This is a genomic window from Phenylobacterium sp. (assembly GCF_036263695.1).
Taxonomy (GTDB): domain Bacteria; phylum Pseudomonadota; class Alphaproteobacteria; order Caulobacterales; family Caulobacteraceae; genus Phenylobacterium.
Window position 1 is genome coordinate 1 of the sequence record NZ_DATAGM010000009.1, and the last position, 10,933, is coordinate 10,933.

At 70.6% G+C, this 10,933-nt stretch carries 12 protein-coding genes and 2 pseudogenes; 4 read left to right on the forward strand and 10 right to left on the reverse strand.

Annotation, left to right across the window (positions count from 1 at the left end):
* The 4 genes and pseudogenes from VHK87_RS00260 to VHK87_RS00275 form a co-directional block, all read left to right on the forward strand.
* A pseudogene (locus tag VHK87_RS00260) lies at window positions 1-680 on the forward strand (F0F1 ATP synthase subunit beta); the annotation flags it as partial.
* Window positions 681-947 (forward strand): ATP synthase F1 subunit epsilon, encoded by a 267-nt coding sequence (locus tag VHK87_RS00265; protein ID WP_329632896.1) that lies wholly within the window; start codon window positions 681-683, stop codon window positions 945-947.
* Window positions 948-1,006: 59 nt separating this feature from the next.
* Window positions 1,007-1,582 (forward strand): hypothetical protein, encoded by a 576-nt coding sequence (locus VHK87_RS00270; RefSeq protein ID WP_329632897.1) that lies wholly within the window; start codon window positions 1,007-1,009, stop codon window positions 1,580-1,582.
* Between the two features lie 160 nt (window positions 1,583-1,742).
* Complete coding sequence (locus VHK87_RS00275) at window positions 1,743-2,405, forward strand: hypothetical protein (RefSeq protein WP_329632898.1); 663 nt, start codon at window positions 1,743-1,745, stop codon at window positions 2,403-2,405.
* 19 nt (window positions 2,406-2,424) lie between these two features.
* Here VHK87_RS00275 and VHK87_RS00280 read toward each other — a convergent pair whose 3' ends face one another.
* From VHK87_RS00280 to VHK87_RS00325, 10 genes and pseudogenes are all read right to left on the reverse strand, one after another.
* Complete coding sequence (locus VHK87_RS00280) at window positions 2,425-3,189, reverse strand: alpha/beta hydrolase (RefSeq protein WP_329632899.1); 765 nt, start codon at window positions 3,187-3,189, stop codon at window positions 2,425-2,427.
* Between the two features lie 71 nt (window positions 3,190-3,260).
* Entirely contained in the window at window positions 3,261-3,761 is a 501-nt protein-coding gene (locus tag VHK87_RS00285) for an RNA pyrophosphohydrolase (RefSeq protein ID WP_329632900.1), read from the reverse strand.
* A gap of 6 nt (window positions 3,762-3,767) precedes the next feature.
* Window positions 3,768-4,928, reverse strand: coding sequence for a divergent polysaccharide deacetylase family protein (locus VHK87_RS00290; RefSeq protein ID WP_329632901.1), 1,161 nt, complete (start codon window positions 4,926-4,928; stop codon window positions 3,768-3,770).
* Between the two features lie 187 nt (window positions 4,929-5,115).
* Complete coding sequence (locus VHK87_RS00295) at window positions 5,116-6,507, reverse strand: S41 family peptidase (protein ID WP_329632902.1); 1,392 nt, start codon at window positions 6,505-6,507, stop codon at window positions 5,116-5,118.
* Window positions 6,508-6,585: 78 nt separating this feature from the next.
* Window positions 6,586-7,476 carry a murein hydrolase activator EnvC family protein gene (locus tag VHK87_RS00300; RefSeq protein WP_329632903.1) on the reverse strand — a complete coding sequence of 297 codons (891 nt, stop codon included), beginning with the start codon at window positions 7,474-7,476 and terminating at the stop codon, window positions 6,586-6,588.
* 8 nt (window positions 7,477-7,484) lie between these two features.
* The gene (gene rlmH / locus VHK87_RS00305; protein ID WP_329632904.1) at window positions 7,485-7,949 is read right to left on the reverse strand and encodes a 23S rRNA (pseudouridine(1915)-N(3))-methyltransferase RlmH; all 465 of its coding nucleotides are present in this window, start codon (window positions 7,947-7,949) and stop codon (window positions 7,485-7,487) included.
* Window positions 7,950-7,980: 31 nt separating this feature from the next.
* A complete protein-coding gene (gene rsfS / locus VHK87_RS00310) occupies window positions 7,981-8,445 on the reverse strand; it encodes a ribosome silencing factor (RefSeq protein WP_414694075.1) in 465 nt (154 codons plus the stop codon).
* Between the two features lie 36 nt (window positions 8,446-8,481).
* On the reverse strand, window positions 8,482-9,132 hold the full coding sequence (locus tag VHK87_RS00315) for a nicotinate-nucleotide adenylyltransferase (protein WP_329632906.1): 651 nt from the start codon (window positions 9,130-9,132) through the stop codon (window positions 8,482-8,484).
* A 3-nt stretch (window positions 9,133-9,135) separates the two neighbouring features.
* Window positions 9,136-10,689, reverse strand: a complete 1,554-nt coding sequence (locus VHK87_RS00320) for an aldehyde dehydrogenase family protein (protein WP_329632907.1) — start codon at window positions 10,687-10,689, stop codon at window positions 9,136-9,138.
* An 86-nt stretch (window positions 10,690-10,775) separates the two neighbouring features.
* Window positions 10,776-10,933: pseudogene (locus VHK87_RS00325) on the reverse strand (hypothetical protein); the annotation flags it as partial.

Genomic DNA, 10,933 nt, shown 5'->3' on the forward strand with positions numbered 1-10,933 from the left:
TGCTGTTCATCGACAACATCTTCCGCTTCACCCAGGCGGGCTCGGAAGTGTCGGCGCGGCTCGGCCGCAGCCCCTCGGCGGTGGGCTATCAGCCGACGCTGGCCACCGAGATGGGCAACCTGCAGGAGCGGATCACCTCCACCTCGAAGGGCTCGATCACCTCGGTGCAGGCCATCTACGTGCCCGCCGACGACCTGACCGACCCGGCTCCGGCCACCTCGTTCGCTCACTTGGACGCGACCACCGTTCTGAGCCGCGACATCGCCTCGCAGGGCATCTTCCCGGCCGTGGACCCGCTCGACTCCACCTCGCGGATCATGGACCCGCTGGTGATCGGCGAGGAGCACTATCAGGTCGCCCGCCGCACCCAGGAAATCCTGCAGCAGTACAAGGCGCTGAAGGACATCATCGCCATCCTGGGCATGGACGAGCTCTCGGAAGACGACAAGCTGGTGGTGGCCCGCGCCCGGAAGATCCAACGCTTCCTGTCGCAGCCCTTCCACGTGGCCGAGCAGTTCACCAACCTGCCGGGCGTGCTGGTGCCGCTGGAGGACACCATCCGCTCGTTCAAGGCGATCTGCGACGGCGAGTACGACCACCTGCCGGAGCCGGCCTTCTACAACGTCGGCACCATCGAGGACGCGGTCCGCAAGGCCGAGCAGCTGGCGTCGGAGGCCTAGGTGGCCGAGAAGCTCCACTTCTCTCTGGTCTCCCCTGAGCGCGAGCTGTTCTCGGGCCAGGTGGACCAGGTGGACGCGCCGGGCGCCGAAGGCGACTTCGGCGTCCTGGCCAACCACGCGCCGTTCATGACCACCCTGCGCGAAGGCCGGGTGGTGGTGCACGACGGGGCCAACCGGCGGGCGTTCGACGTCCGCGGCGGCTTCGCCGACGTCACGCCCGATGGTCTGACCATCCTGGCCGAGAGCGCCACCGAAGCTGCGGTCTGAGCTTGCGCCCTTGGCGCAGCTGACTTTTCATGCGGGCTCGCCCACAAGGTGAGCCCGTAATGCTGCGCGCCCTCTGCGTGATCCTTGCCGCGTTCGTGTCGCCCGCCGCCGCGCATGCGCAGCCGCAGGACAAGGCGCCGTGGGCGGCGCTGGTCGACGGCGTCGCCGCGGCCGAAATCGTGCTGCGCGACGTCTGCCTGCCGGGCATCCTGGAGCGCAAATCCATCGGCGATCTGGCGCTTTACGAGCGGCTCACGCCCATGTCGCGCGGACTGCCGGCGACCAAGCCCGGCGATCAGCTCTGGCGGCTCGGCTCGCTCACTCAGGTCTACGCGGTCGCCTGGCAGGACGGTTCCTGCTCCACCTACGTCGACCGGGGCCGGGCCGAGGAGCTGCGGGAGATGGCCGAGCGGACCATCCTGGCGCGGCCGGAAGGCTTCGTCCGCGGCCGGTCGGGGCCGGAGGGCGGCGGGCGGGTGATCCGCACCGTTTTCTGCGCCAAGGCCGGGGAGGAGCGGCTGATGGCCAGCGTCACGACCCCCAATGGTTCGGCGCAGGGGACCTGGGCGCTCTCCTCCACCGTCTACCGGGCGAAGGGCGACAGTCCGCTGTGCCAACCCTCGCCCGACGCCTGAGGCTCCGCGATCAGCCGCCATTCATGCACAATGGGTTAGGCCTGGGAGGAACGGGCGTTATCATCCGCCTGAGTTGGGTTGCGCTCTGGAAACAGGGCTGGCACAGGAAATTCGAAGGCCTCCGGCGAAGCGCCGGTCTGAAAAAGTCAGGGGACCTCAAATGCGTACCGCCCTCGTCAGTCTCATCGCCCTTGCGGGCCTCACCACCGCCGCAGCGGCGCAGCAGCCTGCCGAGACCCCGCCGGCCCAACCGGCCGCGCCGCCGGCCGCCGCCGCGCCCGCCGCGCCCCCTGCAGCCGCTCCTGCCCCCCCCGCGGCGGCGCCCATGCCGGAGCTGCCCACCAGCGGCGACGGCGCCGTGGTGCTCGACGCCATCCAGCGGATCTGCGTGCCCCTGGTTCGCGGCGGCAACGCCGAGCAGCTGGCCAAGGCCTACGGCATGCGCAAGCAGCGCAACAACCGCTACGTGGCCATGCTGGGGACCAAGCCCTACACCATCGCGCTGGAGCCGCAGGGCTCCAACAAGGACACGTGCGAGCTGACCGTCGAGTACGCGGTCGGCCAGGACGAGACCATCGCCAAGGCGCTGCACACCTGGGCCTTCCGGCACGAGCCGGAGCTGAAGCCCTACCGCAGCGACATTCGGCCGGACCCGGCGACCGGCAACCAGCTCACCACCCGCTCGTGGGAGCACTTCACCAACACCGACTCCATCGGCCTGGTGTTCGTGAAGCACTCGAAGCAGGACGGCTCGCCCGTGGCGCGCAACGCCGACCGGGCCAAGGTGCTCTACCAGGAACGCAAGATCACGACCGCGGGCTGATGTCGCCGGCCGCCGCCGGTCAGGCGGCGGCCCTGACCTCGCGATCCATCCAGTCCAGCAGGCGGGCCGACACGTCCCGCCAGCCGGGCTCGCCTACCAGCCAGTGGCTCATGCCGGGCAGCACCTCGCAGCCCGCGCCGAGCCGCGCCGCCGTCTGACGCACTGTCGCCGGCGGATGAACCACGTCCTTCTCGCCGACCAGCGCGAGGGACGGGCAGCCGCGCCCGGCCAGCGACACGCTGGTGGTCATGAACGGGTCCAGCCACCAGTTCAGCGTCTCCCACAGCGCCCGGCCGCTTTCCGGACGGAGCCGGGCGATCGCCGCCTCGCGCTCGGCGCGGGGCAGGCGGCTGAGGCTGTACTGCCGCATCAGGTTGAGGTCGGGCTCAACGGCCTGGGTCCAGAAGGGGCCCATCAGGTGCAGGCCGAAGGCGGTGACCGCCTCCTCCACCGTGTTGCCGGTGACGCCCCAAGGGGCCGAGGGGGCCAGCAGCGCGAGGGCGCGCACCCGCGCCCGGCTTGCGGCCATCTGGCAGACCAGCCCCCCCATCGAATGGCCGATCAGGATCGGCGGCTCGGGCAGGCTCTCGGCCAGCTGGGCGATGTCCTGGGCATAGTCGGCCATCGAGAGGCCGGTGGCCGCATCGCGCCGCTCGCCGGCGCCATGGCCGCGCAGGTCGGGGGTCAGCACCTCGTGACCCGCCGCGGCGAACGGCGCGGCGAAGGTCTCAAACACCCAGCCGCCGCAGAAGGCGCCGTGCACCATGATGATCGGCGCGGCCATCACTCGCTCCTCAGGCGCGGCCCCCGCCGACGCATCGCTTGTTGTCCTTAACCTAGTTTCGGCCGGCAGGTTCAAGCCACGCCGTCGCGGAGAGGCCGATGGGCGGCGAAGTCACGGAATGCCTGCGCCACCTGCCCGTAGATGGGGCGCTTGAAGGGCACCACCAGCTCGACCGCCTCCTCGATCAGCGCCCAGCGCCACGCGTCGAACTCGACGTGCTCCGTCGCCCCGAGATTGATCTCGCTGTCCTCGCCCTCGAAGCGGAAGGCGAACCACACCTGGCGCTGGCCCTTCCAGCCGCGCGCGGCCTTGCCGCCGACGTGGTCGGCCGGGAAGTCGTAGGCCAGCCAGCCGTCGGTGCGGCCCAGCAGGCTCACTGAGCTGACGCCGGTTTCTTCTGCCAGCTCGCGCCGGGCGGCGTCCAGCAGGTCCTCGCCTGCGTCGACGCCCCCCTGCGGGAACTGCCAGTTGTAGGGCCCAGGCGTGTTGGCGCGCCGGCCCAGCCAGACGCGGCCGTCCGGATGGAACAGCACCACCCCCACGTTGGGGCGGTAGAGCGAAAGGTCGGTCATTGGGCTCTAGGGGGTGGTCAGGGCCGAGGCCGGAGCGAGCTGATAGCCGCGCTGCTCCAGTCCCTGCGCCCAACGCGCCACCTGGCTCAAGGTTACCGGATAGGCGAAGCCCGCGCCCAGGGCCCGGCCGGTCTGGACCGCCCCGGCCTCGAGTCCCATCAACTGCTGGTCGATGGCCTCGGCCGAAAGCTGATCGTCGATGATCTTGTCGGCCGAAGCGCGCGGCACGCCGCCCGCACGTCGCGCGGCCGACCCGTCGTCGATGAAGGCCAGGCCGCGGGCCCGCAGGGCGCTGGCGAAGGTGGTCATGGCCGGGTCGGAGGTGACGAACTTCGAGCCCAGGTAGTTGGTCACGCCGTAGTAGCCGGTGGCGCGCGAGAGCAGCCACTCGAGCTTGCGGACGGTGTCGGCGGGCTGCGCCTCAGCCAGCAGGGTGTAGGGACCGGGATCGTTCTCAGGATAGTCTATCGGCTCCATGGGGGCCTCGAGCAGCACCTCATGGCCATGGGCGCGGGCCAGGTCGATCCACCCCTGCAGCCCATCGGCGTAGGGCACGAAAGAGAGGGTCACCTGCGGCGGCAGGGTCTCGATGGCCTGCCGGGTGGCCTTGGCGTTGAGCCCCAGGCCCCCGATCACGACCGCGATCCTAGGCTTGCCGTTGGAGACAAAGGGGCGTGCGTAGGCCTCGGCCGGGGTCCGCCCGTCCTGGGCGATGATCGGCAGCAGGCCGCCCGGACCCTGGGTGTGGAAGCCCGCCAGCGGCGCCTGCGGCAGCGGGCCGCCGGCCTGGAACATCTGCCCGCCAGGCAGGGTGATGACGGCCTGGCCGCCGATCAGGGTCTCGGCCTCCACCGGGGTTTCGGAGAGGGTGAAGAGGTCCTCGGTGACCAGCGGATCGCCGGGCCGCTCGGGCGCCAGGGCGTTGCGCCAGCCAGGCTCGGCTCTGCCGGCGATCTTGGCCAGCGAGACCCGCACCACCGGCTCGCCGGCCTTGGGGTCCCCGGCGACGCCGATCAGCACGGCGAGGGTCGTCAGGAACATCAGGCCCGCGCCCATGGCGGCGAAATAGGGATTGCCCATCAGGGCGCGCACGGTCTGGGCCGGCGTGGGCCGCGGCTCCGGCGGCGGCGGCTCGGTGTAGGCAGGCTTCTTCGAGAACGTCGGCAAGGTCGATCCCCCGCCGTGGAGCCTGCCGTCATATGGTTAATGAAGGGCTTAGCTCGGCTGTATCGATAGCAAGAGGCCCGCCTGTCACCTTTCGCGAAGGCCAAACGAAAGCGGCGCCTCTCCGTTCTCGAAGAGACGCCGCCCTGGTGTTCGCCGGCCTTCCCGGCGCGAAAAGCGTTAACGAACGCTACTTCTGCGCCGGCTTGGGGGCAACTGCGACATTGGCCTTGGGGGCCACCACCCCGGCCAGCTTGGCGGCCGGCTTGGGCAGCTTCGGCGTCGCGGCGACCGAGCCGTATCTGAGGACGTCCCGGGCCCGGACCAGCTGGAAGTCGCCCTTCTCGGAGTCGAACGACTCCGGCGGGGCTTCTGCCGGCTCGTGCGGCCCGACCCGCTCCTTGCCCTCGTCGGCGTTCAGCGCGTTGCGGAACGAGGCCTCGGAGAATTGGAATGCGCGGTTGGCGATGTGCTGGGCCTCGTCGCGGCTTTGGGCCACCTCGAGGTCCGGGTCGATGCCGGTCCGCTGGATGGAGCGGCCCGACGGGGTGTAGTAGCGCGCGGTGGTCAGCTTCAGGGCGCCGTCCATGCCGCCGCGCAGCGGGATCACGGTCTGCACCGAGCCCTTGCCGAAGCTGGTCAGGCCGACGATCTCGGCCCGCTTGCGGTCCTGCAGAGCGCCGGCGACGATCTCGGCCGCGGAGGCCGAGCCGTTGTTGATGATGACCACCATCGGCAGGCCGGCGGCGATGTCGCCGGGCCGGGCGTTGTAGCGCTCCACGTCGCGCGGGTCGCGGCCGCGCTGCGAGACGATCTCGCCGCCGTCCAGGAACAGGTCCGAGACCCCCACAGCCTGGTCGAGCAGGCCGCCGGGGTTGTTGCGCAGGTCGAGCACCAGCCCCTTCATGTTGGGGTTCTTGGCGCGCAGGTCCGATAGGGCGGCTTCGGCCTCGTCGGTGGTCTTCTCGTTGAAGGAGGCGATCCGCAGGTAGCCGTACTCGCCTTCCATCTTGGCGGAGACGATCTTCGGCTTGATCACCTCACGGACGATCTTCACGTCGAAGGGATCGGATTTCTCGCGCGCGATGGTCAGGGTCACCGCCTCGCCGGGCTTGCCGCGCATCTGCTTGACCGCGTCGTTGACCGACAGGCCCAGAACGCTCTCGCCATTCACCGCGGTGATGTAGTCGCCGGCCTTGATCCCGGCCTCGAAGGCGGGCGTGCCGTCCATCGGCGAGATCACCTTGACCACGCCGTCCTCGCTGGTGACCTCGATGCCGAGCCCGCCGTACTCGCCGCGCGTCTGATCACGCATGTCGTCGAAGCTCTCCGGGTTCAGGTAGCCGGAGTGCGGATCGAGCGAGTTGAGCATGCCATCGATGGCCGCCTCGATCAGCTTGGTGTCGTCGACGTCGGTGACGTACTGCCGCTCGACGGTGTTCAGCACGTCGCCGAACAGCTCCAGCATGCGGTAGGTCTTCACGCGCTCAGGGGAGGCGGCGGTGGCCGTCTGGCCCACATAGGCCATGGTGCCCGCGCCGAGCACGAACGCCGAGGCGCCGATCAGGAGATACTTCTTCATTCGCCGGCCTACAGGCTCCCTTGCGGCATCGCCGCACTTACGTTTCAAAGCGCCCCCCGGACGCAGGCTGCTCGCGCCTTAGCCCGATAGCGGCTCCTTGAGCCAACGACCGGGGTCAACAGGCACGCCCCGCTCACGGACTTCCAGATAGAGCTCAGATGGGGATTGTCGACCATCGGGCATCGCACCGACAGGCGAACCTGCCGCGACGGATTGTCCGACACCGACGTTCGCCCGATCCAGGCCCGCCAGGACCAGATGGTATCCACCGGTCAAGCGCAATATCAAGATGACGCCCCAACCTTTCACCGGGCCGACGTATTCGACCGTTCCCTCGCCGGGGGCCTGGACAGCGGCGCCCGATCCGGTGGCGATGGCCAGCCCGTTGGACTTGCCGCCGCCGGTGATGGTGTCGCCGAACTCGTAGGCGAATTCTCCGGAGGCGGGAGCGATCAGCCGCGAGGGCGGGGTCCCGCGCGGGATCTCCTTCGGCTCGGCCAGGCCGCGAAGGCCCAGGCCCTCAGGATCCAGCAGCCCGTCGTCCAGCGGCCGCAGCTCGGCCCGGTCGCTCTCGGCGGTGAACAGGGCTTCGCTGGCCACCGCGGCCAGCCTGCGCTGGCGGGCGATCTCGCGCCCCTGGGCGGCGAAGGCGTGGGCCCGCTCCTGCAGCACCGGGGTCATCGCCTTGACGAGGATGGCGCCGCGCACCGCGGCCTTGGCGTCGGTCGGGCTGACCAGCAGGGCGGGCGGCGGATCGCGCCGGAACTGCAGCAACAGGGTGAGCAGCCGGGCCAGTTGGTTGAGATTGCGGCCCTGCTCGGCGGTCAGCACGGTCTCGGCCATGTAGAGCCGCTGCAGCCGCGCGCGCGTCGCCTCGCTGTCGCCCTGCGCCAAGGCCAGGCCCGCCGCGCCCAACGCGAGGGCCAGCCCGATCGGGGCGGCGATCCTGGCGGCGACGGTCGCGGTCATGGCCCTCATCAGTCGCGGTGATAAGGGCCGCCGCCCAGGATGGTGACGGCCCGGTAGATCTGCTCGGCCAGCATGACCCGCGCCAGGGCGTGGGGCCACGTCTGCGGGCCGAACGCCAGCTTACGCATCGATGTGTTGAGAATATGCGCGTCGAGCCCGTCGGCGCCCCCGATCACGAAGGCGATCCGGCGCACCCCCTGGTCCCGCAGCCGCCCCAGCTCCGCGGCGAAGGCGCGGGAGGCCAGGGCCGCGCCGTGCTCGTCGCACGCGACGACGTAGGCGTCCTTCAGGTGGGGGATGAGCGCCTCGGCCTCGGCGACCTTGCCGGGCTTGCGGGACTCCACCTCGACGAGATCGACAGGCCCCAGCCCAAGCGCGCGGCCCGCCGCCGTCGCGCGGTCCACGTAGGTCGCGACCAACTCGGCCTCCGGTCCGCGGCCGAGGCGGGAGATCGCGACGATGGAGATCTTCATTCCGTTCCGCTCAGTCCCGCGGAGGCGGGGCTCAGCTGAGGGCTGCGCGGCCGGCCGGCGGCTCGACGGACCAGATCTTCTCGATGTTGTAGAAGGCCCGCACTTCGGGACGGAACAGGTGCACGATGACGTCACCGGTATCGATCAGCACCCAGTCGCAGTGCGGCAGGCCCTCGATACGAGCCTTGCCGTAGCCCTGTTCCTTCAGGGCCCGCAGCAGGTGGTCGGCCATGGCGCCCACGTGGCGGTGCGAACGGCCGGAGGCGACGATCAGCCCGTCGGCCACGGCGCTCTTGCCTTTGAGATCGATGAAAACGACGTCCTGCGCCTTGTCGTCGTCGAGACGGGCCAGGATCAGGTTCTCCAGGACGGTGATACGGTCCTGGTCGTCCATGGAGGGCGCGGCGGCGCCGACGTCCTCCTGCGCACGCGGCGCGGTTTCGTTGTGCAGCGGGATTGCTCCTTTTTGGTTTCCTCGCTGAGCCGACCCTAACACGGTGACGCGATTGGGTCAGCCGGTCTCACAATTTCGTCAAGCGTCCCTGCGCCGCATGCGTTCCCGCAGCGCTGTGGAGGACTGGAAGTTGAGCGGCGCGGTAAGAAAGGCCCAGGCCGGCGGATCGGAGCCGGGTACACGCCGCGCCTGGGCGGCGGGAATTCGGAAGCGGGAGAAGCGCCGGGCGGCGGGAGAGAAGCGGCTCTTGAGGGCGATCCACGGGCGGGAGACGACGGCGACAGGGACCTCGCGCATGATCTGCGTCCAGCCGCGCCAGCGGTGGAAGCTCGCCAGGCTGTCGGCGCCCATGATCCAGACGAACTTCACGCCCGGGTAGCGGGCCTTCAGCGTGCGCACCGTGTCGATGGTGTACTGCGAGCCGAGCTGGGTCTCGAGATCGGCGACCACCATCCCCGGCCCGCGGGCGCGGGCCCTCGCGCCGGTCATGCGCTCAGCGAGCGGAGCGGTCTCGCGGGCGGACTTCAGCGGGTTCTGTGGCGAGACCAGCCAGATCACCCGGTCCAGCCCCAGCCGCTCGCGCGCGGTCTCCGCCACATGCGAATGGCCCTCGTGCGCCGGATTGAAGGAGCCGCCGAACAGCCCCACCCGCATGCCCGGCCGCAGCGAAAAGCCGGGCCGGAAGACATGGGGAGCGGGCCGCTTCGGCGCCGGACCGGCCGACCACATTCCTTACGGCCGGCCCGAGGTCGAGGGATTGCGGTCGAGGTGCAGATCGCTCTGCCGCACCCGCGTGCGGACGGTGAACACGCCGTCGCCCGAGAGCACCGCCCCGCGGGCGAACAGCCGGCCATGCTCCCAGTTGGAGAGGCCGAGCTCGGGCTTGCTCAGCGCGTACTGGCCATCCACCCAGCGGGTGAAGCCGTCGCCGACGAAGGGCGCGTTGACGGCGGCGTAGAACCGCTCGTGCTCTTCCGGAGAGGCGGCGATCAGGCTGGCGGTGAACTGCGGGCTGTAGCGGTTGAAGAGGGCGACCGCCTCGTCCACGTCGGCGACCATCTTCAGCGTGACCTCGGGGCTCTCCTCCCACTCCCACTCGCGGCCGAGTTCAGCCTCAGGAAGGGTTTCGGTCAGCGGCTCCTCGCGAGGTCCGTCGGCGCGATGGACCGTGGCGCGGCGCTGCAGCCAATCCTCGGGCAGGACGGCCTCGTCGCCCTCGACGATGTGCAGCTTGCAGCCCTTGCGCCGGCCGCCGGCGTCCTGCAGCGCCTCCAGGAACACCGGAACCAGCTCGGCCGCGCGGTCGCGCACAATGCAGCAGACGTTGAGGGTGTTGCAGACCTTGCGGTCCAGCGAGTGATAGACGGCGGCGGCGAACCGCTCCGCGTCCGCTGTGGCGCTCGCCACCAGCCAGGCGCCGCCGGTTCCGTGCAGGCTGACGGGCGTACCGGCCTGGCGGGCGATGGCGCCCAGCTGCGCGACAGCGGCGCCCGATCCCCGCGCCACCGCCAGCGACAGGCGCGGATCGGAGAACATCGCCCACCCGGCGGCGTGCTCGGCCGAATCCACCAGCGCCGCGGCGCCCTCGGGCAGGCCGGCGGACTTCAGAGCCGGATCCAGAGCGTGCTGGACAATCGCCCGGGCGGTGCCGAGCGCGTCGGAGCCGATGCGGAAGACGACGGTGTTGCCGGTGCGGATCACCCCGGCCGCGTCGGCGAAGACGTTGGGCCGGCCCTCAAACACGAAGCCGACCACGCCCAGCGGCGCGGTCACCTGGGCGACGGTCCAGCCCTGGTGCTTCACTTCTTCAAGGAGGCGGCCGCGGCCGGCGTCGGCGTCGCGCCAGGCCCTGAGGCCCGCGACCATGTCGGCGCGCATGGCCTCGTTCACGGCCAGGCGGGTGGTGGATCGGCCCCTGGCGCGGGCGCTCTCGACGTCCTTGTCGTTGGCGGCGCGGATGGCGGCCCAGGCCGCGTCGGACTCCAGCCGCGCCGCAAAGGCGCCGAAGAAGGCGGTGATCTGCTCGTCGGTAACCTGGCCCAGGGCTTCGAAGGCGGCGGCGGCGCGGCCCACCGCGCGGGCGGCGATGGCCTGCACGGCCTGTGGGATCAGCAGCAGGTCGCCGCTCTCCTGTACGACCAGCAACCGGTCGCCCTCGCGGAACCGGGCAGCGAGCTCAGGGGTGACGCGCGCGACCTTGTCGCCGCCGTAGACGATCGGCATGCCGGCGGTCAGCGCGCTCAGGCGCTCCACACCGCGGCTGTCTCGGGCGCTGGCGTCGTCCATGCCTCAAGCTGATAGTGGCGAACCGCGTCAGCCGCAAATTCAACCGCTCACCCCGGCGAAAGCGGCGGCCCAGCCGGGCGTGCGACTTACGTCGGAATCAGCGGCGAGGGTTGGGCCAGCGCCAGGTCGTCGACGTGGATCATTGGGCCGGACGTGTAGCCGAGCTCGGCCTCGATGGCCTCGGACTTCAGGCCGCAGATGCGGGCCGCGTCCTCGGAGTCGTAGCGGATCAAGCCGCGGCCGA